The organism is Nitratireductor thuwali, assembly GCF_036621415.1.
GTDB lineage: Bacteria > Pseudomonadota > Alphaproteobacteria > Rhizobiales > Rhizobiaceae > Chelativorans > Chelativorans thuwali.
This window is the reverse complement of the sequence record NZ_CP030941.1, coordinates 244,737-268,180: the sequence shown is the minus strand read 5'-3', so window position 1 is coordinate 268,180 and position 23,444 is coordinate 244,737. Positions and strand designations below refer to the sequence as shown.

Below are 23,444 nucleotides of genomic sequence, written 5' to 3'. Positions count from 1 at the left end.
GTGGGAATCTCCATCGCTGTCGAAACGCCGCTGCAGGACGATGTGCGGGCCATGGTCGTGGAACTGAACGGCCACCTTCGTCCGCTGTCGCCGCCCGAATTCCAGTTTCAGATGACCGCTGAGCAGATGGCCGGTGCCGATACCACCGTTTTCATCGCCCGGAGCGGCGCCGGGGCGGCGCTGGGCATGGGAGCTCTGAAGACGCACGGGGAAAAGCAGGGCGAGGTGAAGCGCATGTGGACGCGGCCTGCCGTGCGCGGCACGGGCGTCGGCCGGCAGCTTCTTGCCGCTGTCGAAGCGCAGGCCCGCCGGACAGGCATCGCCCGCCTCGTGCTGGAGACGGGCGGGACGCCGCCCTTCGCGCCCGTATGGCGGTTTTACGAAGCCGGTGGCTTCCGCCGCTGCGGCGTCATTCTGGACTATCCCGACACCGACTATTCCCGGTTCTACGAAAAACTCCTTGCACAAGAAGAAGCGGCCTCATGACCGATCTGAGCCTGACCGAACTGACGATCGCCGATGCCCGCGCGAAGCTCCGCGCCAGGGAGGTTTCCGCCGTCGAACTGACCGATGCCTATCTGGCGGCCATCGATGCGGCCAATGAAAAGCTGAACGCCTATGTGGCCGTGACGGCGGACAAGGCGCGCCAAATGGCGGGTGCCTCCGACGCGAGGATCGCAAAGGGCGAAGCCGGGGCGCTGGAGGGCATTCCGCTCGGCATCAAGGATCTGTTCGCGACAGAGGGCGTGCACACCCAGGCGGCGAGCCACATCCTCGACGGCTTCAAGCCGCGCTATGAATCCACCGTCACCGCCAACCTGTGGGCCGACGGCGCGGTCATGCTCGGCAAGCTGAACATGGACGAGTTCGCCATGGGCTCGTCCAACGAGACCTCCTATTACGGGCCGGTCGTCAATCCGTGGCGGGCGGAAGGCAGCAATGCCGACCTAGTGCCCGGCGGCTCTTCGGGCGGATCGGCCGCCGCGGTGGCGGCCTGGCTGTGCGCCGGCGCCACGGCCACCGATACGGGCGGCTCGATCCGCCAGCCGGCGGCCTTCACGGGCACGGTCGGCATCAAGCCGACCTACGGGCGCTGCTCACGCTGGGGCACCGTCGCCTTCGCCTCCTCGCTGGACCAGGCGGGGCCGATCGCACGCGACGTTCGCGACGCGGCGATCCTGCTGAAATCCATGGCTTCCGTGGACCCCAAGGACACGACCTCCGTCGACCGGCCCGTGCCGGACTATGAGGCGGCGGTCGGACAGTCCATCAAGGGTCTCAAGATCGGCATACCGAGGGAGTATCGCGTCGACGGCATGCCGCAGGAGATCGAGGCGCTTTGGCAGAAGGGCGTCGACTGGATGCGCGATGCGGGGGCGGAGATCGTGGAGATATCGCTGCCGCACACGAAATACGCGCTGCCGGCCTATTATATCGTGGCTCCCGCCGAGGCTTCCTCCAACCTGGCCCGCTATGACGGCGTGCGCTACGGCCTGCGGATGACGGGCAAGGACATCACCGACATGTATGAAAAGACCCGCGCCGCCGGTTTCGGCGACGAGGTCAAGCGGCGCATCATGATCGGCACCTATGTGCTGTCGGCCGGCTATTACGACGCCTATTATCTGCGGGCGCAGAAGGTGCGGACGCTCATCAAGCGCGATTTCGAGCAGGTATTCGAGAAGGGGGTCGATGCGATCCTGACGCCGGCGACGCCATCGGCGGCGTTCGGCGTGGCCGATCAGGACATGGCGGCCGATCCGGTGAAGATGTATCTGAACGACATCTTTACCGTGACGGTGAACATGGCGGGCCTGCCCGGCATCGCCGTGCCGGCCGGCCTCGACGCCAGGGGCCTGCCGCTCGGGTTGCAGCTCATCGGCCGTCCCTTCGACGAGGAGACGCTGTTCCGCACGGGCCATGTGATCGAGCAGGCGGCGGGGCGGTTCTCGCCCAAGCGCTGGTGGTAGGCGGAACCGGCCGCCTGCCTTGACGGAAGGGAGGCGGGCGCTTCGTGTTTCACCTGTTCTCGGCAATATTCTGGGCGCTGGCGCAGCCGTTGAGCCTGGCGGCGCTGCTGATTGTCCTGTCTCTCATATTGCAGATCGTCAATCGGCGCCGGCTGGCGGTTGCCGCGGGGTTCATGTCGCTTCTGATCCTGATGGTTTCGGCCTGGACGACGGCAGGCGCGCTGCTTCTGCACCCGCTGGAGGCACGTTTCACGAAGCCGGCGGAAATGCCTTCGCGCGTCGACGGAATCGTGGTCCTGGGCGGCGGCTTCGAGGGCGCGATCAATCTGGCGCGTGGCGGCTATGAGCTCAATTCCAGCGGCGACCGCTTCGTGGAGGCGGCCATCCTGGCGCGGCGCTTCCCGCGGGCCCGCGTCGTCGTGTCGGGCGGCTCGGGCTCGGTCTTCCTGGCCGGCGAGGGGGACGCTGCCACCGCGCCGCGGCTTCTGACCGCGCTGGGCGTGGCGCGGGAGCGCATCGAGATCGAGAACAGATCCCGCGATACCTTCGAAAATGCCCGCTATTCCCGGCTTCTGGTGGATCCGCAGTCGGGTGAGACATGGCTGCTGGTGACCTCGGCATTCCACATGCCCCGCGCTGTCGGCGCGTTCCGTCAGGCGGGTTTTCCCGTCGTGCCATGGCCGGTCGACTACAAGACGTCGGGCCGCGAGCGGCCGGGGCCGGCCGAGGACAACGCGCTCGATTCGCTGCGCAATGCGAGCATTGCGATTCGCGAATGGATCGCGCTTGCCGCCTATCGCCTGGCGGGCCGGACGCCCACGCTCCTTCCGGAAGAATGAGATGCGCCGCTCCGCCATCCTGGCGGCTCCGGTTGCAGGCTGCCTTGTTTTTGCCCCATCTGTTGAAAACAAGCTAACCGACCTTGGTTCATAACCTGTTGAATATTATGCACTTTAGTTTCAATTATTAACATTGCCGGGTTGGCGGCGCCGCGGTGTCGCCGCTTTTGCTATTGCTTAAGATCGCATCAGGGAGTATCTCCCGGCTTATGCGGGTGGTCGGGGGCTTATTGGCCGCTCGCGAATTCGAACACAAAGACGGGAAGTTGATGGACGAAACCGTTCAGAAATCCTGCTGGGGCGTAACCGCCAAGGCAGTGATTGGCCTCGCCGGCGTCATCCTGTTGGCATGGCTCTTTGCCGGAAGCGAAACGATCGCGGTTGTCGCGGCGAGCTGAGAACCAAATCTTATCATTCATGACGAGGCGCGGCTGAAAGGTCGCGCCTTGTTGTTTATGGCCGGAGTTTCTATGTCGTTGTCAGACAAGCCGGCACATGCAATCCGGGTTCTTATGAATTCTGGCCGAGCGTCGGGCCGGCCGACGAGGTAGATACGCATGTTTCTTTCCGTGTTCGATCTCTTCAAGATCGGGATCGGCCCATCGAGTTCGCACACGATGGGGCCTATGACGGCTGCCGATCGGTTTCTGCGGGAAATCGCAGACGGCGAGTGGCCGCGCCCGGCAGGTGTCGCCGTGGCGCGCCTTTCGGCGAGCCTGCACGGCTCGCTGGCACATACGGGCGTGGGCCATGCCAGCGACCGCGCGGTCATGCTCGGCCTGCAGGGGCTGACGCCGGACGGCGTCGATCCCGACAAGTCGGAAGCCATCCTTGCGGACATAAGGGCGAAACGGCGCGTCAGCCCGCCGGGGCACCCCGAATATGCCTTCGATCCTGACACCGATCTCGTGCTCGACAAGAAGACGCCGCTGCCGGGGCATGCCAACGGCATGGCTTTCAGCGCCTTCGATGCCGATGACCGCCTGCTCCTGCGGCGCGTCTATTATTCCGTTGGCGGCGGCTTCGTGGCTTCCGAGGAGGAATTGCAGAAGCTGAAGGCGCAGGGCAAGCCGCCGGTCGACAAGAACGTGCCTTACCCCTTCGCCAATGCCCGCGAGATGCTGGCCATGGCGGCCGAATCCGGCCTGTCGATCGCCGAGATGAAGCGGGCGAACGAGGAAACGCGGCTGAGCACCGACGAGTTGGACGAGGGGCTCGACCGCATATGGGAGGCGATGAAGAGCTGCATCGAGCGCGGCCTGTCCCAGGAAGGCGTTATGCCGGGCGGCCTCAATGTGCGGCGCAGGGCGCGATACCTGCATGGCAGGCTCGACGAGGAATGGCGCCAGAACCGGCCCAACCCGCTGCTGGCCAATGACTGGCTGTCGGTCTACGCGATGGCGGTGAACGAGGAGAATGCGGCCGGCGGGCGCGTCGTTACGGCCCCGACCAACGGGGCGGCCGGCGTGGTGCCGGCGGTGATGCGCTATTGGCTGCGCTTCCATGTGGATGCCGACCGGAAGGGGATACACGATTTCCTGCTGACGGCGGCGGCGGTGGGTGGCATCGTCAAGCACAACGCCTCGATATCGGGCGCCGAAGTCGGCTGCCAGGGCGAGGTGGGTTCGGCATCGGCGATGGCCGCGGCGGGCCTGGCGGCGGTGCTGGGCGGCACGCCCGAACAGGTCGAGAATGCGGCCGAGATCGCGCTGGAGCATCATCTGGGCATGACCTGCGATCCTGTCGGAGGGCTCGTTCAGGTGCCCTGCATCGAGCGCAATGCTCTGGGAGCGGTGAAGGCGGTGACGGCGGCCTCGCTTGCCGTGAAGGGCGACGGGACGCATTTCGTGTCGCTTGACGCGGCCATCGAGACCATGCGCCAGACGGGGGTCGACATGAACGAGCGCTACAAGGAAACGAGCCTCGGCGGGCTTGCGGTCAACGTGGTGGAATGCTGATCCTTCCCGAGGCGGGATGGCGCGGCAATTGCGGATCCCGGCCGTGGGCCGGGGCTGCGTTGTGGACATGGTACATCCGCGATTGACCTGACGGCTCATCGCCCCAAGATTAGGCCATGGCGCTCAATCTGATAAAACTCTGCGTGGGCTGTGAAAGCCCGCAACAGCTCGAGGAATGGATCGCCCGTCGGCTTGCCGACAAGGCGCGCATGGGACAGCCGCAGGAGCACTTCCACACCACGCGGATGGTGCCCAAGCGTCTGGACGACCTTTCGGGAGGCTCGCTCTATTGGGTGATCAAGGGAATGGTGCAGTGCCGGCAGCGGCTCCTGGAGGTGCGCCCGTTCACCGACGGCGAGGGGATCTCGCGATGCCATCTGGTGCTGGAGCCCGAACTCGTGCTGACCGAATGGCAGCCACGGCGCCCGTTCCAGGGCTGGCGCTATCTGAAAATCGAGGATGCGCCGGCGGACAGGGGCGCAAGCCGGTCGGAAGAACTGCCGGATCACCTCAGGCGCGAATTGACGGAACTCGGATTGATGTGAGGCGGATTATCCGCTCTTGCCAGCAGCGCCGCAACACCACATCTTTTGCCCATGAGCGATAATCGGAAAACACCGGCCCGGCCCGACATCAAATCCGATGTCCAGAAGGCGCCTTCGGCAAAGAGCGCGGTGGAGGCGTTCGTCCGGCAAGCGCGCGCGATGGCCGTGCCGCGGGAGGAGGGGGCGGCGGGCCGTCTCGTCCTGGCGCTCGATGCGACGATGAGCCGTCAGCCCACATGGGATCTGGCCTGCGACATCCAGGCCGAGATGTTCGACGCTGTCGGCAAGGTGGGCTCGCTCAACGTGCAGCTCGTCTATTATCGCGGGTTCGGCGAGTGCCGCGCTTCGCGTTTCGTCTCCGATACGGCCAGCCTGAAGAACCTGATGACGCGGATCGATTGCCGGGGTGGCCAGACGCAGATCGGCAAGGTGCTTTCCCACGGTCTGAAGGAGAATGCCCGCAAGAAGGTCAACGCATTGGTCTTCATCGGCGATGCCATGGAGGAAAGTGTCGACCATCTCGCGCACAAGGCGGGAGAGCTGGGCCTGAAGGGCGTGCCGGTGTTCATGTTCCAGGAAGGACACGATCCGGTCGCCACCAACGCCTTTCGGGAAATCGCCAGGCTGTCGAAGGGCGCCTGGTTCCGGTTCGACCGGAACTCGGCGGACACGCTGGCCAAGCTCCTGTCCTCGGTCGCGGTCTATGCCAGCGGCGGGTTGCGGGCGCTCGAATCCCGGGCGCGGCCTGAGGACCGCATGATGATCGAACATCTGAGCGGCAAGCGCGGATGACCGTTCCGTTTTTCTTTTTCGGGCTGGTGCTGCTGCTGGCGCTGGGCGCCATTGCCTTTACCCGAGCGAGCCCCGCGGCCATTGCCGGAGCGCTGCGGCTCGTCGGACCCGTTCTGCTCGGCCTGGTCGGCCTCGTTCTGCTTTTCACGGGCAGGGCGGGGCTTGGCGGCATGCTCTTGTCGGGAGCCGCCGCCTGGTTTGGTTCCTCGCGCATGGTGCGGCGGATGAGCAGGCCGCAGCCGGGCCAGCGATCGACGGTGCGTTCGGCGGCGCTCGAAATGGTGCTCGACCACGACAGCGGCGATCTCGAGGGCACGGTGCTGGCGGGGCGTTTCGAGGGCAGGGAACTGGCCAAGCTGTCGCAGGAGGAACTGCTGGAGTTAAGGGCCGAGCTTGCCGGCGACGAGGAAAGCCTGCAGCTACTGGAGACCTATCTTGACAGCCGGTTTCCCGTCTGGCGCGAAAGCGCGGACGCGCACGACGGCGACAGGGAGGGACGCGCGCAAGCTGCGGGCCCCATGACCAAGGAGGAGGCTTACGAGATCCTTGGTCTTGAACCGGGAGCGTCCGCGGCGGAAATCCGAAAGGCTCATCGCCGCCTGATGCAGCGTCTGCATCCCGATCTGGGCGGTTCGCCTTTTCTTGCTGCCCGCATCAACGAAGCTCGGGACTTGCTCTTGTCCAATCACAGATAAACCCTCCTTACGCGATACTGGCGGGGTTTGCTTCAGGGATTCGCATTTTCCATCCGGGCCTTCCGGAGCCGTCTAGTTCTGAACCGCGTAGCAGGCGACGTTCTTTTTCTTCAGCGTAGCGCACGCGCCCCAGGCATCGGACTTGTCCGTGAAGCCGCCGAAACGGGCGCGGTAGTAGGTGCGGCCTTTCATCTCGAAGGTTTCGGTGAAGGGCGTGGCATCGGCCAGTATCGTCTCTGCTTCGCTTGCCGTCTCGGCCAGATAGCGGCGGGCCTCGTCCTCCGTCGGCATGGAGGCGACCTGGATGACCCAACCGGAGACTTTCGTGGAGGCCGTGCGGACCGGGTCGATATCGGCTTTGTCCGAGATGGCCTTGGCAAAGGTCTCCTTGGCCGAGGCCGGACGTTCTTCGGCGTAAGCAGTCACCGGTGCGACATCGGGACGATCGCTCGGCACCGGAACATTGGCGGGCGGGACCATCGCCGCCACGACCGGTTGGGTGGCCGGGCCGCGGGCGATCAGGTTGCGGTCGCTGCCCGTGGATGCCTTCGGCAGATAGCGCTTGATGAGGTCGGCCATGTGCGCGTCGCGGGTCCGGGCCGTGCGGCCGCCCATGACGACGGCGACGATCTGCCGGTTGCCGGTCGATACGGAGGAGACCAGATTGAAGCCGGAGGCGCGAATATAGCCGGTCTTGATGCCGTCGACGCCTTTCACCCGGCCGAGCAGGTTGTTGTGGCTGTTGATGCGGCGGCCGGCATAGGTGAACGAGCGGGTCGAGAAATAGTCGTAATATTGCGGGAAGTGCTCGCGCAGCGCGATACCCAGCCGCGCCATGTCGCGCGCCGTCGTCTTCTGCTCGCTGTTGGGCAGGCCGTGCGCATTGCGGAAGGTGGTTTTGGACATACCGAGCTGACGCGCCTTGGCCGTCGTGAGCTTGGCGAAATTGCTCTCGGAGCCGCCGAGGAACTCAGCCACGGCGGTGGCGACGTCGTTCGCCGATCTGGTTACCAGCGCATGGATCGCCTGCTCCACCGTGATGCTCTTGCCGGCCGGCACGCCAAGCTTGGTCGGCGGCTCGGCGGCCGCGTTGCGCGATACGGTGATGCGCGAGTTCTTGGAGATGCGGTTCGAAGCCAGAGCCTCGAAGACCATGTACAAGGTCATCATCTTGGTCAGCGATGCCGGATACCGGTAGGCATCCGCACTGTCTTCGTAAAGGACAGCACCAGTCTTCGCATCGACGACAATGCCCGCATATTTGGCGTTGGCATCGGCGGCGCCGGCCGAGGCGGCCAGGAGGGCCGTCGCGACGACGGCGGTTGCCGAGAACCTGGAACAATTACGAACGAGCCTTGCGATACCTGCAAATGCCTGACGCACAACCACACCCATTGGAACCGTGTTTTACACGGGCCAGCCTGAACGGCTTCCTGGCCCTTTGGAGAGAGGCTAGTGCGCGTCTCGTTACCAATCCGTTTATGGTGATTTAATTCTTTCCAGAATCCGCCGGAATCGAGGCGAGTTTTAACGATGTGTCGTTTCATCGCGCGGATGCCTTCCGGCACACGCGCAGCCCCTTGCGGAATGGTGCGTCGCACACTATGATATTGTGCAGTGCACAAAACGATGCGGAGCAGTGTGCGGAACCCAATTGACGGAAGGATGCAGCGCAATGGCACAGTCATTCGAAAATATCGACAAGTTCGGACAGGAGTGGATGGACAGCAGCCTCCAGAGCGCCTCGGTCGTGTCCAAGGGCCTGCAGGAGCTTACGGTCGAAGCTGCCGATTATTCCAAGAAGGCCATGGAAACCGGCACCGCCGCCGCCGAGAAGCTGGCTTCCGCCAAATCGATGGAGAAGGCGTTCGAGATCCAGGCCGATTATCTCAAGCAGAGCTATGAGGGCTTCGTCGCCCAGGCTACGCGGATGACGGACCTTTACGCCACCATCGCAAAGGATGCCTGCAAGCCGTTCGAGGCGACGTTCAAGAACCTCAAATAGGCCCGCCGCCGCACAGGCGGCCGGCATACTCTGCGCCCGAATCCGGCCCGGCCGCGCTGCGCGGCCGGGTTTTTCGTTGCCTCAAAATTTTTCATCCATGACCGGGCCGCGTTCAATGGCCCGCGCTGGCCGTAAAATTGCGGCCTACAAGGGCTAATGCGTATTGTCAGCGCGCAAGAAGGCCTTAAAATCACCAGACAAACACCTACATGCTGCACTCATGGTGAGGCGCGGCGGGAAACATGGGACGATTGACGATCGGCGAGACCAAAATGCCAGGCGACGCTTTGCGGATGAACCGTGGGGACGACGAGGGCAACAACGCCGGACGCGGCACGGCGGTTATCACGCGTACCCGCACGAAGACGAAGAAGCCGAGCCTTTATCGCGTGCTGCTGTTGAATGACGACTACACGCCCATGGAGTTCGTCATCCATGTTCTGGAGCGGTTCTTTCAAAAAGACAGGGAAGCCGCCACCAGGATCATGCTGCACGTACACAATCACGGCGTCGGGGAGTGCGGCGTCTATACATTCGAAGTGGCCGAGACCAAAGTGACTCAGGTCATGGATTTTGCCCGTCAGCACCAGCATCCGCTGCAGTGCGTGATGGAGAAGAAGTGAGGTCTTGAATGCCGGCATTCTCGCAGGGTCTAGAACGTGCGCTGCACCAGGCGCTGACCTATGCCAATGAACGTCACCACGAATACGCGACGCTGGAGCATCTGCTTCTCGCGCTGATCGACGATACGGACGCTGCTGCCGTCATGCGCGCCTGCAACGTGGATCTCGACGAGTTGCGGCGCACGGTGCTCGACTATGTCGATGGTGAACTCGATAATCTGGTCACCGGATATGACGAGGACTCCAAGCCGACCGCCGGGTTCCAGCGCGTCATCCAGCGCGCCGTCATCCATGTGCAATCCTCGGGCCGGGAGGAGGTTTCGGGCGCCAATGTGCTTGTCGCGATCTTTGCCGAGCGCGAAAGCCACGCCGCCTACTTCCTCCAGGAACAGCAGATGACCCGCTATGACGCGGTCAACTATATCAGCCACGGCATCGCCAAGCGGCCCGGCGGCTCGGAAACCCGCACACCGCGCGGCGCCGACGAGGACCAGGCCACCGGTCCCGGCGCCGAGGCCGAGGAAGGCGCGAAGAAGAAGCAGCAGCAGGATGCGCTGTCGGCCTATTGCGTGAACCTCAACGAGAAGGCGCGTTCCGGCCGCATCGATCCGCTCATCGGGCGCCAGTCGGAGATCAACCGGACGATCCAGGTCCTGTGCCGCCGCTCCAAGAACAACCCGCTCTATGTGGGCGATCCGGGCGTGGGCAAGACGGCGATCGCCGAGGGACTGGCCAAGCGGGTGGTCGAGGGCGACGTGCCCGACGTGCTGCTCGACGCCACCATCTTCGCCCTCGACATGGGCACGCTGCTGGCCGGCACCCGCTATCGCGGCGACTTCGAGGAGCGGCTGAAGCAGGTGGTCAAGGAGCTGGAGGATTTTCCCGGCGCGGTGCTTTTCATCGACGAGATCCACACGGTGATCGGCGCGGGCGCCACCTCGGGCGGGGCGATGGATGCCTCGAACCTGTTGAAGCCGGCGCTTTCCTCCGGCGCGATCCGCTGCATCGGTTCGACCACCTACAAGGAATTCCGTCAGTTCTTCGAGAAGGACCGGGCGCTGGTCCGCCGGTTCCAGAAGATCGACGTGAACGAGCCGACGGTGGAAGATGCCATTGAGATCATGAAGGGGCTCAAGCCTTACTTCGAGGACTTCCACAAGGTCAAATACACCAATGAGGCGGTCAAGGCCGCGGTGGAGCTTTCCGCCCGCTATATCAACGACCGCAAGCTGCCCGACAAGGCGATCGACGTGATCGACGAGACGGGCGCCTCGCAGAAGCTGTTGCCGGAATCCAAGCGCCGCAAGACGATCAGCGTCAAGGAGATCGAGAACACCATCGCCACGATGGCGCGCATTCCGCCCAAGACCGTCTCGGCCGACGACGAGAAGGTGCTTGCGGGGCTGGAGATCGAGCTCAAGCGGGTGGTCTACGGCCAGGAAAACGCCATCGAGGCGCTTGCCTCGTCGATAAAGCTGGCGCGGGCAGGGCTGCGCGAACCCGAAAAGCCGATCGGCGCCTACCTGTTCTCCGGCCCGACCGGCGTCGGCAAGACGGAAGTCGCCAAGCAACTGGCGTCCTCGCTCGGGGTGGAGCTCCTGCGTTTCGACATGTCGGAATACATGGAGCGTCACACGGTCTCGCGCCTGATCGGCGCCCCGCCCGGATATGTCGGCTTCGACCAGGGCGGACTGCTCACCGACGGTGTCGACCAGCATCCCCATTGCGTGCTTCTGCTCGACGAGATCGAGAAGGCGCATCCGGACCTGTTCAACATCCTGCTTCAGGTCATGGATCACGGCAAGCTGACCGACCATAACGGCAAGCGCATCGACTTCCGCAACGTGGTTCTGATCATGACCACCAATGCGGGCGCGTCGGACATGGCGAAGCCGGCGATCGGCTTCGGCTCGACCAAGCGCGAGGGCGACGACATGGAGGCGATCAACCGGCTGTTCACGCCGGAGTTCCGCAACCGCCTCGACGCCATCATCCCGTTCGGCGCCCTGCCGGTGCCGGTGGTGCATCAGGTCGTTCAGAAATTCGTCATGCAGCTGGAAGCCCAGCTTGCCGAGCGCCGCGTCACCTTCGATCTTTCGGACGAGGCGGTCGCCTGGCTTGCGGAGAAGGGCTACGACGAACGCATGGGCGCCCGGCCGCTCGGACGGGTGATCCAGGAGCACATCAAGAAGCCGCTGGCCGAGGAAGTGCTCTTTGGCAAGCTCAAGCGCGGCGGCACGGTGCGGGTTACGGTGGATCGCAGGGAGGACGGCACGACCGGCCTCAAGCTGGACACCATTCCCGACGAAACGCCGGTGAAGCCAAAGCGCGAGTCGGAGTCTGTCAAGAAGGCGGCCTCGAAGCGTGGCGCTGCCGCGAAAGCCAAGCCGGCCAAGGCGAAGAAGCCGCCGGAGCCGAAGGAGCCGCCCAAGCGCAGCCTCGTGCCGCAACTGCCACGCAAGGGGTAGACCGGGGCCCCGATCTGCCCCGGCCTGAGCCCGTTATGTCCACAAAGCGCGCGGATCTTCCGCGCGCTTTGTCGTTTCTGGACCACAGGATAGCGGCTGAGTGCGCCAAGGCAGCGCCGGCGCCTTTATCGCGCGGCGGCAGCCATTGTGCTATGCAGCAAAACCCATGGACGCAACCGACGGCAACACCGCTGAAACGACCGGATCCCGCCGCTACTGGCTGCTGCGCGGCGTACGGTCGGCCTTCTCCATTCCCGGGCTTATCCTGGCCAGCGCCTTTGTCGGCTTTGCCGGGCTTGCCCGTGACGCCGGGCTGACCCTGGCGCAAACCGTCTTCATGACGGGCATCGTCTGGGCGCTGCCGGCCAAGGTGGTCCTGGTGGGCGCGGTGATCGCCGGAAACAGCCTGCCGGCCGCCGCCTTCGCCGTTGCGCTCTCGTCGGTACGGCTGGCACCGATGGTGGTGGCGCTCACGCCGGAAATGCGGACGCCAAAGACGCCGGCCTGGGTGCTCTACCTGCTGTCGCATTTCGTCGCCGTCACGTCGTGGGTGCTGGCCATGGAGCAGTTCCGCCTGGTGCCGAGGCCGATGCGGACCACCTTCTATGCCGGGCTGGGCGGGACGCTGGTGCTCGGCAACATGCTGGTCGTGGCGGTTGTCTTCATCGTCGCGGGACGGCTGCCGCCGCCGGTCTCGGCGGCCCTGTTCTTCCTGACCCCGATGTATTTCCTGACGTCGCTCTGGGGCTCCGCGCGGGAGCGGGCAGGGCAGGTGGCGATGGTCTTCGGATTGGTCCTTGGTCCGGTGTTCCACCTCCTGACACCGGATTTCGACCTGCTGGCGGCCGGCTTGTCTGCCGGTGTCGCAGCCTATGGCGTCCATCTGATCGGCAAGCGGAGGCGCAAGGCATGAGCTTCCACGCGATAGACGCCTGGTGGTGGCCTTACCTCTTCATCATTGTCGGCGGCTGGCTCGCCACGGATATGTGGCGTTTCGTGGGTGTCTATTTCGGCGGCAAGCTCGCCGAGGATTCGGAGCTTCTGGTGATGGTGCGCTGCATCGCCACGGCGCTCGTTGCCGCCGTCATCGCCAATCTGGTGATCTTTCCCAGCGGCGCGCTGGCGGCCACGCCGCTCTGGCTGCGCGTTGGGGCGGGCCTTGCGGGCTTCGCCGCCTATCTGGCGGCCGGCAAACGCGTGATCGTCGGCATCATAGCCGGCGAACTGGTCCTCGCCGGCGGAATGCTCCTATGATGCGCTTGGCGCCGCCGCGAGCCGCGACGCCTCCGGCATCAGGGACGTGCCGGCGCTGAGATAGACGCCCATGATGATGAACATCACGAACAGCGTGTCGAGTATGTCGTGGCCGATGACGATGTTGAGGCTACCGCCGGCAAGGCTCGATACGACGAGTATGATGAGCGTGAAGGATCCGAAGCGGACCAGCGGCTCACCGGATGCGCGCAGGCCGCGAAAGGCGAGATAAGCGAGGTAGAATAGGGTCGCGGCAATGGCGCCACCGCCGATTAGGCCCGATTCCACGAGAAGCGTGAGGAGGCCGTTGTGGAAATGAGTGAAGCCGCGGTCGATGCCGAACCCTTCCCGCAAGCCCTCGCGAATGATCTCTTCCGTATTGTGCATACCGGATCCGAGCAGCGGCCTCTCCGCGAATGACTGCAGCCCGATCTGCCAGAGGGCCAGCCGCAGCCCGAGCGAGGACTGATAGTCGCTGCCTTCCTGTAGCTGCTCCCAATCCGCGGCGACGTTCTCTGCCCGCTCCAGCACTATGCCGGACGACAGCACACCGATAAGGGCCAGAACCGCCGCCATGGCCAGCAACTGACCGCGCGCCAGGCGCCAGATCTCCTTGCGCCAGACGACGAGCATCGCCAGCAGGATCAGCGCAGCGCTGACCCATGCGAGGCGCGAGCCCGAAAGGACCAGCGCGGCCAGACTGGCGACATAGCCGCCGCCCATGACCCACCGCCAACGCCACTCGAAGGCGAGCATGCCGCCAAGGCTCAGCGGGCCAAGCATGGCCGTGGCGGTTGCGAAGACCAGTGCGTTGCCGGCCCCGCCCTCGGCGCGCAGGCCCGTCAGCCCATATTCGACGATGGCGACGGCGCAGGCGCTGTAGCCCGCAATCATCCCGCCGAGAGCCGCCGCGCGGGCGATGGCCGTCTTGTCGGAGACGCTCCAGACGGAATAGGAGAAAGGGACTAGCAGGAAGGTGGCCAGCGATGCGAGCGAGCCGATATCGTCCATCCGCGGATCGTTGACGGCAAACGAGGCAAGGCTCGCAGCAACATAAACGCTGAGCAGCGCTGCGACGACCCACATGGCACGGTCGGGGCTGAACCGGCGGCGGCCAAGCGCGATCTGGCTGAAGCACCACAGGGCGCCGCCATGCCAGATGAAGCTTACGACGGAGCCGAGGGCCGGCGCCACCGAAACGCACGCCAGCGTGAAGAAGCGGTTGGTTGTGGGAAGGTTCATGGACCGCCGGCGTGTCAGAGGTTGAAGGAGCACTACGCGTCAGAGGTGGCGAGGGCCGCCTTGATCTTCGCCGCCTGTTCCGCCAGCTTGTCCTGGTCGGCCATCTCGCCGGAATGGGGCCGCAGCGCCACGCCGGTGAAACGGGGGATGATGTGGACATGGAGATGGAAGACGATCTGCCCGCCGGCTTCTTCGTTGAACTGCTGGATGGTCAGGCCGTCGGCCTCCAAAGCGGTCATCGCGGCGCGGCCGACCTTCTGGACGGTGGCCATCAGGGCGGCGAGGCTGTCGGTGTCCGCGTCCAGAAGATTGCGGGCCGGCTGCTTGGGAATTGCCAGGCAGTGCCCGTCACCGCGCGGCATGATATCCATGAAGGCGAGCGTCTTGTCGTCCTCGTACAATTTCTGGGCCGGTAGCTCGCCGCGGAGGATCTTGGCGAAAACGTTGTCCTGATCGTATGCGCTGCCGCTCATCGTCATCCCCTAGGCAAATACATCTTGCGCGCGTTGTTTTGGTGGCCGCGCGCGTCGCGGTCAAGGCCAAAGGCTAGCCGTCCTTGCGAAAAGGGGCATGGCCGGCGAGGATTTCGCCGATCATCTCGACATCCTGTCGCTCGTTCTCGAGATAGTCGGCGACGGCGCGGCGCAGGCCGGGATGCGCGATGAAATGGGCCGAGCGCGTGACGACGGGCAGATAGCCGCGCGCCAGCTTGTGTTCGCCCTGCGCGCCCGCCTCGACGCGGGCCAGGCCGCGCTCGATGGCGAACTCGATGGCTTGGTGATAGCAGACCTCGAAATGCAGGAAGGGGTGGTGCTCGATGCAGCCCCAGTTGCGGCCGTAGAGCGCATCGCTGCCGATGAAGTTGATGGCGCCGGCGATATAGCGGCCGTTGCGGCGGGCCATTACCAGCAGGATGTCGTCGGCCATGCGCTCGCCGACGAGGGAAAAGAAGCGCCGGTTGAGATAGGGGCGGCCCCATTTGCGGCTGCCGGTGTCCATATAAAAAGCGTAAAAATCGTCCCAGGCCGCCTCAGTGATGTCGGAGCCGGTGAGACGGTCGATCTCGATACCGGCTTCCACCGCAGCGCGCCGTTCCTTGCGCACGGCTTTTCGTTTGCGCGAGGCAAGGCTTGCCAGGAAGTCGTCATAGGATGCGTAGCCCCGATTGAAGAAGTGGAACTGCTGGTCCGTCCGCGTCAGATAGCCGGCGGCCTGCAGCGCTTCCATGTCGGCTTCTTCGGCAAAGGTCGCATGGACGGACGAGATGCCAAGGCGCTGAGCGAGCGTCTTCAGGCCGGCCGCCAGGGCATGCTTTATGGAAGACGCATCGCCGTCGCGGCGGGCCAGAAGGCGCGGTCCGGTCGCCGGCGTAAAGGGGATGGACACCTGCAGCTTCGGATAATAGCGCCCGCCGGCGCGCTCGAAGGCGTCGGCCCAGCCGTGATCGAACACATATTCGCCCTGGCTGTGGGACTTCAGATAGGCGGGCGCGGCGCCCAGCAGTTGTCCGCACGCGTCGTCGAGGCGCAGGAACTGCGGCTGCCAGCCGGTGGCGGCGCACGCGCAGCCGCTTTCCTCCAGCGACTTCAGGAAGGCGTGGGAAAGGAACGGGTTGTAGTTTGCGCCCCGCGCCTTCGAAGCACCCTCCAGGAGCGCCCATTCATCGGGCGTGAATGCGTCGAGACTGGTGGCGACACGCAAGGTCGCTTCGCGCTCGTGCGAGTTCATCGTGCTTCCTGTCCGTTGCCGTGTGTTTCGACATTCGCCTCAGGGGGCAAAGCCTTCGAAGGTGATCTGGTCGGCGTACCGTCTGGTGATTTCCACCCCTGCCTCGTCCCGCACGGTCCAGGTGATGACGGGCATCGCCAAGCGTTCCCGCACGAAAGTGACAAACGGGTTCGGCAGATCATCGACACTATAGGAAACGAAGGAAAGGCCGTTGGCAAGCATGGAAAAATAGGCCTCCATGTCCCTTGCGCCGCGTCCTTCGGCGGTCAGTCCGGCGACGATGCCGGGCGCCTCCAACGGGAAGCGCCGCACCAGGCGATGGTCAAACGACATGATGGCGGCGGGCCCGCGATATGCGTTCAACCGGGCGGCCACGGCGGCGGCGAGGCCTTCGCTGTGCTGCGAGCCCTTGAGCTCGACGATCACGGGCACGCGTCCTGAAACGAGGTCGAGCATGTCGTCGAGGCTGGGAGTGGTGTCGCTGGTGCCGCCGATCCGCATTTGCCGCAGTTCGGCGGCGGTCTTGTCCCATACATGGCCGGGCTGGCCGGTCAGGCGCTGAAGTTCCCCGTCGTGGAAGACAACCGGAACGCCGTCCTTGCTCAGGTGCACGTCGCACTCGATGGCATAGCTGCGATCGACGGCCGCCTGAAAGGCCGGCAGGGTGTTCTCCCAGCGCTCGCGATTGAGGTCGTGGAAACCGCGATGGGCAATCGGCCGCGCGGTCAGCCAGTCGGGAGCCGCCATGGCTATTCCACCTCGACGACGGCTTCGATTTCCACCGGTGCGTTCATGGGCAGCGAAGCGGTGCCGACGGCGGAGCGCGCATGGCGGCCCTTGTCGCCAAGGGCGGCGACCAGGAAATCCGATGCTCCGTTGGCGACCAGATGCTGTTCGGTATAGTCGGGCGTCGAGGCTATGAAGACGGTGATCTTCACAATCCGCTTTATGCGCTGCAGGTCGCCGAGGGCTTCCCTGGCTTGTGCCAGCACGTTGACGGCGCACCATTTGGCGGCGAGCTTGCCGGCTTCCGTGCCCAGTTCGCGGCCGAGCAGCCCCATCGCCATCAGCTTGCCATCCTTGATGGGCAATTGGCCGGAGGTGAACAGAAACTTGCCGCTTTCGGCGAACGGCACGTAGTTGGCGGCCGGCGCGGCGGGCGAGGGAAGTTCGACGCCGAGTTCCAGAAGCCTCTTTTCAATGGCATTGCCCATGGAATTTTCCTCGTGTTTGACCTTGCAAGATCGCGGCACTTTCTTCACGACAGATAATGCGCGTGGGAAGATGCACGCCTGATCCGGTTTATCCGTCCAGCAACGGGAGTCCATACATGCGTCCACCGCGCCTTGCCATTGCCTTGCTCGCACCCGTGTGTACGGTTTTCGTTCCGCTGGATGCCGGGGCGCGCGAGCTGCAGGCCCATCGGGCAGTCTACAATCTCGCGCTCGCCGAGACCAATGACGATTCGGAAATCGAGCATTTATCCGGCCGCTGGGTGTTCGAGTTCTCCGGTTCGCAGTGCTCGGGCTACACGCTCAAGTCGCGCATCGTCATGAATATCGGCATGAGCGAGGGCGAACGCCTCATCGACCAGCAGGTGACCAGCTTCGAGGACGCCGACGGCCGGACATTCCGCTTCGTCACGAAATCGTTCATCGACAAGGCGCTGGAGAGCGAGGTCAAGGGGACGGCGACGCTGGGCGAGGGCGGAACGACCGTCGCCTATGAACAGCCCGAGAAGGTCGAGCACAGTTTCGGGCCGACGCTTTTCCCCACGGCATTTCTCAACAGGCTGCTGGACAAGGCGGAGAAGGGCGAGAACTTCTTTCAAAGCCCTATATTCGACGGGACCGAGTTTACCGACAGCGCCATCATGACCTCCGTCGTGGTGGGAAAGCCCAAGCCTGTCGCAGAAAACGATCCCGAGGCCGAGGCGCTTGGGAAGCTGGCCGAGGAAGAGTTCAGAGCGGTGACGGCGGCCTATTTCGACGGCGAGACATCGGGCGGAGAAGAGGTCAGCGACTACATCGTGAGCTTCAAGCTGCATGAAAGCGGCGTGCAGCGGGACATGCTGATACGCTACGACGAGTATTCCATGACGGCCAAGCTGGCGGACCTGGCGCTGTTCGACACGGACGACAGCTGCCCGCCGCAATAGGCCATCTGCGCGGGCAGGCGCGGCAATCGGGCGCTGTCGGCGGGCTTTGCTTGCATTGATCGGAAATAGCCTCTATATGCGCGCCCATTCCACACGCGGATTTTTGGGTTCTGTCGGGAGACATCCGGCCGGATCCTCCGGTGGCGGCAAGACCGCCTGTGATCCGCGGAGGCTTAACCGGAAAGGAAAACGACAATGGCATTGCCTGATTTCAGCATGCGCCAGCTCCTTGAAGCTGGTGTTCACTTCGGCCACCAGACCCACCGCTGGAACCCGAAGATGGCGCCCTATATCTTCGGCGCCCGCAACAACATCCACATCATCGACCTCAGCCAGACCGTTCCGCTGCTGCACCAGGCGCTGAAGGCGGTTTCCGACACCGTGGCCAAGGGCGGCCGCGTTCTGTTCGTCGGCACCAAGCGCCAGGCTTCCGACATCGTTGCCGATGCGGCCAAGCGGTCGGCCCAGTATTATGTGAACTCGCGCTGGCTCGGCGGCATGCTGACCAACTGGAAGACGATCTCCAATTCGATCCAGCGCCTGCGCAAGCTGGACGAGCTTCTTCAGGGCGACGCCTCGGGATTCACCAAGAAGGAGCGGCTCAACCTCGAGCGCGAGCGCGACAAGCTGGAGCGCGCGCTGGGCGGTATCCGCGACATGGGCTCGACGCCGGACATGATGTTCGTGATCGACACCAACAAGGAAGCCATCGCAGTGCAGGAAGCCCGCCGTCTGGGCATCCCGGTGATCGCGATCTCCGATTCGAACTGCGATCCGGAGGTCGTCGACTTCCCGATCCCCGGCAATGACGATGCGTCGCGCGCTATCTCGCTCTATTGCGACCTGTTCGCCAGGGCGGCCATCGACGGCATCGAGCGCCAGCAGGGCTCGCTGGGCATGGATGTAGGCGCTTCCGAGGAAGCTCCGGTCGAGACGGCCATTGAAGCGCCCGCCGAGGAAGCTGTCCCGGCGGAACAGGCGGCTTCCGAGACGCCGGCCGAGGACGCGAGCAAGGCTTAGCGGGAACGGTCTTTCGACCTTTCCCTCCATTCCGGGGCCGCACGGCCCCGCCAAATGAAAAGCGGCCGTGGTGCTGTCACCCGGCCGCTGACCAATCGGATATGAAGAGGCGACGATGAGCATTTCAGCAGCACAGGTCAAACAACTGCGCGAGATGACTGGCGCGGGCATGATGGACTGCAAGACCGCGCTGGCCGAGACCGGCGGCGATATCGAAGCGGCCGTCGACTGGCTGCGCAAGAAGGGCATGTCCAAGGCCGACAAGAAGGCCGGCCGCACGGCGGCCGAAGGCCTGATCGGCGTTGCGACCGGCACCGACAGCGCTGTCGTCGTCGAGGTGAATTCGGAGACCGATTTCGTCGCACGCAACGATGCCTTCCAGGACCTGGTGCGCAACATCGCCACCGTTGCCCTGTCGACGGACGGTTCGGTGGAGGCGGTCTCGGCCGCTTCTTATCCCGGCAGCGGCAAGACCGTCGAGGAGACCGTCAAGGACGCCATCGCCACGATCGGCGAGAACATGGCCCTGCGTCGTTCGGCCAAGCTTTCGGTGAGCAAGGGCGCCGTGGCGAGCTATGTGCACAACGCGGTCGCCGACAATCTCGGCAAGATCGGCGTGCTGGTCGCCGTCGAAACGGAAGGCAGCGCGGAAGCTGCCGCCGCTTTCGGCCGCCAGGTTGCGATGCATGTTGCGGCGGTGAACCCGCTTGCGCTCAACGACACCGATGTCGACCCGGCGGCCGTTGCCCGTGAGAAGGAGATTTTCTCCGATCAGGCGCGCCAGTCGGGTAAGCCGGAAAACATCATCGAGAAGATGGTCGAGGGCCGGATGCGCAAGTTCTTCGAGGAAGTCGTGCTTCTCAAGCAGGCATTCGTCGTCAACCCCGACGTGACCGTCGAGCAGGCGTTGAAGGAAGCCGAGAAGGAGATCGGCGCGCCGGCGAAGGTCACCGGCTTCGTCCGATTCGCGCTCGGCGAGGGCATCGAGCGCGCCGCGTCTGATTTCGCCGCCGAAGTGGCCGCTGCCGCAAAGTCGTAAGCGCCGCTTGTCGGGGCATATCAAGGGGCACCGCGTGACAACGCGGTGCCCTTCGTGTAGGCGACGAAGGAAGCCGGGATGCGCGGGCGCGTCCCGGGACGGACGGTCAACGGAGACGAGGGTAGAGTGGAACCACGATTTCGGCGCGTCGTACTGAAAGCTTCCGGCGAAGCCCTGATGGGTGAGCAGGGCTTCGGCATCGATGTCTCGGTCGTCGACCGCATCGCCAGGGACATCGCCGATGCGCGGTCGCTCGGCGTCGAGGTCGGCGTGGTGATCGGCGGCGGCAATATCTTCCGCGGCGTCGCCGTTGCGTCCAAGGGTGGCGATCGGGTGACGGGCGACCACATGGGCATGCTGGCCACGGTCATCAACTCGCTGGCGCTGCGGACCTCGCTGGTCAAGATCGGTGTCGAGGCGGTGGTGCTTTCGGCCATCGCCATGCCGGAGCTCTGCGAGAGCTTCTCCCAGCGTCAGGCCACCAGCTACATGAACCAGGGCAAGGTCGTCATCTTCGCCGGCGGCACAGGCAATCCCTTCTTCACCACGGATTCCGCGGCTGCGCTGCGCGCGGCGGAGATCGGGGCGGAGGCGCTTTTCAAGGGGACGCAGGTCGACGGCGTCTATACCGCCGACCCGAAGAAGGACCCGCAGGCCACCCGTTACGAACGCATCTCCCACGAGCGTGTTATGCGGGACGGCCTGTCGATCATGGACACGGCGGCGATTGCGCTTGCGCGTGAGAACAACATTCCGATAATCGTCTTCTCGATCCACGAGGAAGGTGGGTTTGGAGCCATTTTGCGGGGCGCGGGACATTGTACTGTCGTCGATGACGATCTTGCGGATCTTCAAAAGGCCAAAGCGTAAGGGAGGCAGCAATGTCTGAAGGGGTTGATTTCAAGGATCTGAGCCGGCGCATGGAAGGCGCGGTCAGCGCATTTCAGCACGATCTGGCCTCGCTGAGGACAGGGCGTGCTTCCGCAAACCTTCTCGATCCGATCAATGTGGAAGCCTACGGCGCATCGATGCCCATCAATCAGGTGGCGACGGTTTCGGTCCCCGAACCGCGAATGATCTCTGTTTCCGTCTGGGACAAGAGCATGGTCCAGGCGGTCGACAAGGCCATCCGCGAGTCCAATCTCGGCTTCAATCCGATCGTGGACGGCGCAACGCTGCGCATTCCCTTGCCCGAACTCAACGAGGAACGGCGCAGGGAACTGGTGAAAATCGCGCACCAATATGCCGAAAACGCCCGCATCGCCGTCCGTCATGTGCGGCGCGACGGGATGGAGCACCTTAAAAAGGCCGAGAAAGACGGCGAGATCAGTCAAGACGACCTGCACGTACAGTCCGACCGCGTGCAGAAACTGACGGATGATACCATTGCTGCCATCGACAAGCTTCTGGTCGACAAGGAAGCGGAGATCCTTCAGGTCTGAGGGTCGCAAGTTCGCCATGCGCGACGCCGGTGCGGCGCGCAACGGCGTCGTCGAACGTTCGGGCGCCGTTTCTGCGGGGTAGAGGGAGCCAAGTCCAGTGAAGCCGGCACATGTGGCCATCATCATGGACGGCAACGGCCGTTGGGCACGAGCTCGCGGTCTGCCGCGCGCGGCCGGCCATCGTGCCGGCGTCGAGGCGCTGCGCAAGGCCGTGCGGTCTGCCGGAGAACTGGGTGTCGGCTGGTTGACGGTCTACGCCTTCTCATCCGAGAACTGGTCGCGCCCGAAGTCCGAGATCAACGATCTCATGGGCTTGCTGAAGCGTTTCATTCGCCGTGACCTGGCCGAACTGCACCAGAACGGCGTGCGGGTGCGCATCGTGGGCAGCCGCGCGGATCTGGAGCCCGACATCGCGGCCCTGCTTACCGAGGCCGAGAGCCTGACCGAGCGGAACACCAACATGAACCTGGTGGTCGCGTTCAATTACGGGGCGCGCGACGAGATCCTGCGCGCCGCCCGGGAGATCGCCCGCGAGGCGCGCGACGGGCAGATCGATCCCGAGAGCGTGACGGCCGAATCGTTCTCGGCCCGCCTCGATACCGCAGGCATTCCCGATCCCGATCTCATCATCCGCACGAGCGGCGAGCAGCGGCTTTCCAATTTCCTGCTGTGGCAGGCCGCTTACGCCGAATTCGTATTCCTGCCGCTCTACTGGCCGGACTTCAGCCGCGAGGACCTTGCCGCGGCGATTGCGGTCTTCGAGGAGCGCGACCGGCGTTTTGGCGGTGTGGCCGCGCAAGAAGCGGTGTCATGACCGGCGCTGGCGGGGCCGGAAAGCGCAGCAATCTCCAACTGCGCGTCCTTTCGGCCATCGTCCTGATCGTCGTGGTTCTGGCGGCGACGTGGTTCGGCGGCTTCTGGTTTCGTGTTTTCGCCGTCGCCATGGGCGCCGGAATATTCCATGAATGGCTCGATATGCGCAAGGACGATGCCAGCGGTGAGTTCTATGGCTGGCCGGCCTTTGCAATTGTTGCGGTGGTTCTGCTGACCGGGGCGCCGCTGGGGATCACGATCGCGGCTCTCGGGGCCGGCCTTGCCTGGCTCCTCGTCGCCCGGGCGCTCTCCCGCGCGACGTTCTGGCCGCTCTGGGGTCTGCTCTATGCGGGACTGCCGGCCATCGCCCTGTCCTTCCTCAGGGAGGAGGGGCTGGTTCTCGTGATCCTGCTTTTCGTGGTCGTGTGGGCGACCGACATCATGGCCTATTTCACGGGCCGCTCGCTGGGCGGGCCGAAACTCGCGCCCTCGATCTCGCCGGGCAAGACGTGGAGCGGGGCGATAGGCGGCGCGGCTTTCGGCCTTGCCGGCGGGCTGGCCGTGGCGGCGTCCGTTGCCGGGGCGAGCCTGGGCGCCCTCGTGGCGGGGGGACTTGTGTCGCTCGCCTTGTCGGTCGTTTCGCAGGCTGGGGATCTGTTCGAATCGGCCGTGAAGCGCAGGAACGGGGTGAAAGATTCGGGCGCGATCATTCCCGGGCATGGCGGGGTGATGGACCGCGTGGACGGGCTGGTTCCCGCCGCGGTCCTCCTTTACGCCGCAACGCTTGTGCTGGGGCCGGCCGTTGAGCCGCTATCGCCGTTCTAACCGGTTTCTACCGGTGCGATAAGATGCT

Annotated in this window: 26 protein-coding genes; 20 read left to right on the top strand and 6 right to left on the bottom strand. The window is 64.4% G+C overall.

Annotation, left to right across the window (positions count from 1 at the left end; all coding sequences use genetic code 11):
* From NTH_RS01265 to NTH_RS01230, 8 genes are all read left to right on the top strand, one after another.
* The gene (locus NTH_RS01265; protein ID WP_338528302.1) at nt 1-486 is read left to right on the top strand and encodes a GNAT family N-acetyltransferase; all 486 of its coding nucleotides are present in this window, start codon (nt 1-3) and stop codon (nt 484-486) included.
* Nucleotides 483-1,970: an Asp-tRNA(Asn)/Glu-tRNA(Gln) amidotransferase subunit GatA gene (gene gatA, locus NTH_RS01260; protein ID WP_338528301.1), complete on the top strand. Its 1,488-nt coding sequence runs from the start codon at nt 483-485 to the stop codon at nt 1,968-1,970. Before NTH_RS01265 ends, gatA begins: the two co-directional genes overlap by 4 nt.
* Before the next feature lie 44 nt (nt 1,971-2,014).
* Nucleotides 2,015-2,809, top strand: coding sequence for a YdcF family protein (locus tag NTH_RS01255; protein WP_338528300.1), 795 nt, complete (start codon nt 2,015-2,017; stop codon nt 2,807-2,809).
* A gap of 269 nt (nt 2,810-3,078) precedes the next feature.
* A complete protein-coding gene (locus tag NTH_RS01250; protein ID WP_338531974.1) occupies nt 3,079-3,207 on the top strand; it encodes a hypothetical protein in 129 nt (42 codons plus the stop codon).
* A gap of 159 nt (nt 3,208-3,366) precedes the next feature.
* Complete coding sequence (locus NTH_RS01245) at nt 3,367-4,767, top strand: L-serine ammonia-lyase (RefSeq protein ID WP_338528299.1); 1,401 nt, start codon at nt 3,367-3,369, stop codon at nt 4,765-4,767.
* A gap of 116 nt (nt 4,768-4,883) precedes the next feature.
* Entirely contained in the window at nt 4,884-5,312 is a 429-nt protein-coding gene (locus tag NTH_RS01240; RefSeq protein ID WP_338528298.1) for a DUF1489 family protein, read from the top strand.
* 51 nt (nt 5,313-5,363) lie between these two features.
* Nucleotides 5,364-6,104 (top strand): VWA domain-containing protein, encoded by a 741-nt coding sequence (locus NTH_RS01235; protein WP_338528297.1) that lies wholly within the window; start codon nt 5,364-5,366, stop codon nt 6,102-6,104.
* Nucleotides 6,101-6,799, top strand: coding sequence for a DnaJ domain-containing protein (locus NTH_RS01230; RefSeq protein WP_338528296.1), 699 nt, complete (start codon nt 6,101-6,103; stop codon nt 6,797-6,799). The genes NTH_RS01235 and NTH_RS01230 overlap by 4 nt, the downstream gene beginning before the upstream one ends.
* A gap of 72 nt (nt 6,800-6,871) precedes the next feature.
* Here NTH_RS01230 and NTH_RS01225 read toward each other — a convergent pair whose 3' ends face one another.
* On the bottom strand, nt 6,872-8,194 hold the full coding sequence (locus NTH_RS01225; protein WP_338528295.1) for a D-alanyl-D-alanine carboxypeptidase family protein: 1,323 nt from the start codon (nt 8,192-8,194) through the stop codon (nt 6,872-6,874).
* 280 nt (nt 8,195-8,474) lie between these two features.
* Between NTH_RS01225 and NTH_RS01220 the strand changes: the two genes are divergently transcribed.
* The 5 genes from NTH_RS01220 (at nt 8,475) to NTH_RS01200 (ending at nt 13,149) form a co-directional block, all read left to right on the top strand.
* The gene (locus NTH_RS01220; protein WP_338528294.1) at nt 8,475-8,804 is read left to right on the top strand and encodes a phasin family protein; all 330 of its coding nucleotides are present in this window, start codon (nt 8,475-8,477) and stop codon (nt 8,802-8,804) included.
* A 293-nt stretch (nt 8,805-9,097) separates the two neighbouring features.
* Nucleotides 9,098-9,427, top strand: coding sequence for an ATP-dependent Clp protease adapter ClpS (clpS, locus tag NTH_RS01215; protein WP_338531765.1), 330 nt, complete (start codon nt 9,098-9,100; stop codon nt 9,425-9,427).
* 8 nt (nt 9,428-9,435) lie between these two features.
* Nucleotides 9,436-11,895: an ATP-dependent Clp protease ATP-binding subunit ClpA gene (gene clpA / locus NTH_RS01210; RefSeq protein WP_338528293.1), complete on the top strand. Its 2,460-nt coding sequence runs from the start codon at nt 9,436-9,438 to the stop codon at nt 11,893-11,895.
* Nucleotides 11,896-12,061: 166 nt separating this feature from the next.
* Nucleotides 12,062-12,808, top strand: coding sequence for an AzlC family ABC transporter permease (locus NTH_RS01205; protein ID WP_338528292.1), 747 nt, complete (start codon nt 12,062-12,064; stop codon nt 12,806-12,808).
* The gene (locus NTH_RS01200; protein WP_338528291.1) at nt 12,805-13,149 is read left to right on the top strand and encodes an AzlD domain-containing protein; all 345 of its coding nucleotides are present in this window, start codon (nt 12,805-12,807) and stop codon (nt 13,147-13,149) included. Before NTH_RS01205 ends, NTH_RS01200 begins: the two co-directional genes overlap by 4 nt.
* On the opposite strand, the gene NTH_RS01195 is transcribed toward NTH_RS01200, so the two are convergent.
* The 5 genes from NTH_RS01195 to NTH_RS01175 form a co-directional block, all read right to left on the bottom strand.
* Nucleotides 13,144-14,391 carry an O-antigen ligase family protein gene (locus tag NTH_RS01195; protein ID WP_338528290.1) on the bottom strand — a complete coding sequence of 416 codons (1,248 nt, stop codon included), beginning with the start codon at nt 14,389-14,391 and terminating at the stop codon, nt 13,144-13,146. The genes NTH_RS01200 and NTH_RS01195 overlap by 6 nt on opposite strands.
* 32 nt (nt 14,392-14,423) lie before the next feature.
* Nucleotides 14,424-14,864, bottom strand: coding sequence for an HIT family protein (locus tag NTH_RS01190; RefSeq protein WP_338528289.1), 441 nt, complete (start codon nt 14,862-14,864; stop codon nt 14,424-14,426).
* Nucleotides 14,865-14,937: 73 nt separating this feature from the next.
* Nucleotides 14,938-16,119: a GNAT family N-acetyltransferase gene (locus NTH_RS01185; protein WP_338528288.1), complete on the bottom strand. Its 1,182-nt coding sequence runs from the start codon at nt 16,117-16,119 to the stop codon at nt 14,938-14,940.
* Nucleotides 16,120-16,158: 39 nt separating this feature from the next.
* Nucleotides 16,159-16,866 (bottom strand): glycerophosphodiester phosphodiesterase, encoded by a 708-nt coding sequence (locus tag NTH_RS01180; protein WP_338528287.1) that lies wholly within the window; start codon nt 16,864-16,866, stop codon nt 16,159-16,161.
* Between the two features lie 2 nt (nt 16,867-16,868).
* The gene (locus NTH_RS01175; RefSeq protein ID WP_338528286.1) at nt 16,869-17,333 is read right to left on the bottom strand and encodes a RidA family protein; all 465 of its coding nucleotides are present in this window, start codon (nt 17,331-17,333) and stop codon (nt 16,869-16,871) included.
* Between the two features lie 116 nt (nt 17,334-17,449).
* On the opposite strand from NTH_RS01175, the gene NTH_RS01170 reads away from it, so the two are divergent.
* From NTH_RS01170 to NTH_RS01140, 7 genes are all read left to right on the top strand, one after another.
* The gene (locus NTH_RS01170) at nt 17,450-18,277 is read left to right on the top strand and encodes a cell envelope integrity EipB family protein (RefSeq protein WP_338528285.1); all 828 of its coding nucleotides are present in this window, start codon (nt 17,450-17,452) and stop codon (nt 18,275-18,277) included.
* A gap of 195 nt (nt 18,278-18,472) precedes the next feature.
* Nucleotides 18,473-19,297 (top strand): 30S ribosomal protein S2, encoded by an 825-nt coding sequence (gene rpsB, locus NTH_RS01165; RefSeq protein WP_338528284.1) that lies wholly within the window; start codon nt 18,473-18,475, stop codon nt 19,295-19,297.
* A 115-nt stretch (nt 19,298-19,412) separates the two neighbouring features.
* The gene (gene tsf / locus NTH_RS01160) at nt 19,413-20,336 is read left to right on the top strand and encodes a translation elongation factor Ts (protein WP_338528283.1); all 924 of its coding nucleotides are present in this window, start codon (nt 19,413-19,415) and stop codon (nt 20,334-20,336) included.
* Nucleotides 20,337-20,462: 126 nt separating this feature from the next.
* A complete protein-coding gene (gene pyrH / locus NTH_RS01155) occupies nt 20,463-21,206 on the top strand; it encodes a UMP kinase (protein WP_422392333.1) in 744 nt (247 codons plus the stop codon).
* Between the two features lie 11 nt (nt 21,207-21,217).
* On the top strand, nt 21,218-21,778 hold the full coding sequence (frr, locus tag NTH_RS01150; RefSeq protein WP_338528281.1) for a ribosome recycling factor: 561 nt from the start codon (nt 21,218-21,220) through the stop codon (nt 21,776-21,778).
* Nucleotides 21,779-21,875: 97 nt separating this feature from the next.
* Entirely contained in the window at nt 21,876-22,592 is a 717-nt protein-coding gene (locus NTH_RS01145) for an isoprenyl transferase (RefSeq protein WP_338528280.1), read from the top strand.
* Nucleotides 22,589-23,416, top strand: coding sequence for a phosphatidate cytidylyltransferase (locus tag NTH_RS01140; RefSeq protein ID WP_338528279.1), 828 nt, complete (start codon nt 22,589-22,591; stop codon nt 23,414-23,416). Before NTH_RS01145 ends, NTH_RS01140 begins: the two co-directional genes overlap by 4 nt.
* Nucleotides 23,417-23,444: the final 28 nt, after the last annotated feature.

Excerpts from the sequence above, each read along its gene's own strand:
- gatA (WP_338528301.1), top strand. The coding sequence starts at position 483 with ATGACCGATCTGAGCCTGACCGAACTGACGATCGCCGATGCCCGCGCG.
- NTH_RS01250 (WP_338531974.1), top strand. The coding sequence starts at position 3,079 with ATGGACGAAACCGTTCAGAAATCCTGCTGGGGCGTAACCGCCAAGGCA.
- NTH_RS01245 (WP_338528299.1), top strand. The coding sequence starts at position 3,367 with ATGTTTCTTTCCGTGTTCGATCTCTTCAAGATCGGGATCGGCCCATCG.
- NTH_RS01240 (WP_338528298.1), top strand. The coding sequence starts at position 4,884 with ATGGCGCTCAATCTGATAAAACTCTGCGTGGGCTGTGAAAGCCCGCAA.
- NTH_RS01235 (WP_338528297.1), top strand. The coding sequence starts at position 5,364 with ATGAGCGATAATCGGAAAACACCGGCCCGGCCCGACATCAAATCCGAT.
- NTH_RS01230 (WP_338528296.1), top strand. The coding sequence starts at position 6,101 with ATGACCGTTCCGTTTTTCTTTTTCGGGCTGGTGCTGCTGCTGGCGCTG.
- NTH_RS01225 (WP_338528295.1), bottom strand. The coding sequence starts at position 8,194 with ATGGGTGTGGTTGTGCGTCAGGCATTTGCAGGTATCGCAAGGCTCGTT.
- NTH_RS01220 (WP_338528294.1), top strand. The coding sequence starts at position 8,475 with ATGGCACAGTCATTCGAAAATATCGACAAGTTCGGACAGGAGTGGATG.
- clpS (WP_338531765.1), top strand. The coding sequence starts at position 9,098 with ATGAACCGTGGGGACGACGAGGGCAACAACGCCGGACGCGGCACGGCG.
- clpA (WP_338528293.1), top strand. The coding sequence starts at position 9,436 with ATGCCGGCATTCTCGCAGGGTCTAGAACGTGCGCTGCACCAGGCGCTG.
- NTH_RS01205 (WP_338528292.1), top strand. The coding sequence starts at position 12,062 with ATGGACGCAACCGACGGCAACACCGCTGAAACGACCGGATCCCGCCGC.
- NTH_RS01200 (WP_338528291.1), top strand. The coding sequence starts at position 12,805 with ATGAGCTTCCACGCGATAGACGCCTGGTGGTGGCCTTACCTCTTCATC.
- NTH_RS01195 (WP_338528290.1), bottom strand. The coding sequence starts at position 14,391 with ATGAACCTTCCCACAACCAACCGCTTCTTCACGCTGGCGTGCGTTTCG.
- NTH_RS01190 (WP_338528289.1), bottom strand. The coding sequence starts at position 14,864 with ATGAGCGGCAGCGCATACGATCAGGACAACGTTTTCGCCAAGATCCTC.
- NTH_RS01185 (WP_338528288.1), bottom strand. The coding sequence starts at position 16,119 with ATGAACTCGCACGAGCGCGAAGCGACCTTGCGTGTCGCCACCAGTCTC.
- NTH_RS01180 (WP_338528287.1), bottom strand. The coding sequence starts at position 16,866 with ATGGCGGCTCCCGACTGGCTGACCGCGCGGCCGATTGCCCATCGCGGT.
- NTH_RS01175 (WP_338528286.1), bottom strand. The coding sequence starts at position 17,333 with ATGGGCAATGCCATTGAAAAGAGGCTTCTGGAACTCGGCGTCGAACTT.
- NTH_RS01170 (WP_338528285.1), top strand. The coding sequence starts at position 17,450 with ATGCGTCCACCGCGCCTTGCCATTGCCTTGCTCGCACCCGTGTGTACG.
- rpsB (WP_338528284.1), top strand. The coding sequence starts at position 18,473 with ATGGCATTGCCTGATTTCAGCATGCGCCAGCTCCTTGAAGCTGGTGTT.
- tsf (WP_338528283.1), top strand. The coding sequence starts at position 19,413 with ATGAGCATTTCAGCAGCACAGGTCAAACAACTGCGCGAGATGACTGGC.
- frr (WP_338528281.1), top strand. The coding sequence starts at position 21,218 with ATGTCTGAAGGGGTTGATTTCAAGGATCTGAGCCGGCGCATGGAAGGC.
- NTH_RS01140 (WP_338528279.1), top strand. The coding sequence starts at position 22,589 with ATGACCGGCGCTGGCGGGGCCGGAAAGCGCAGCAATCTCCAACTGCGC.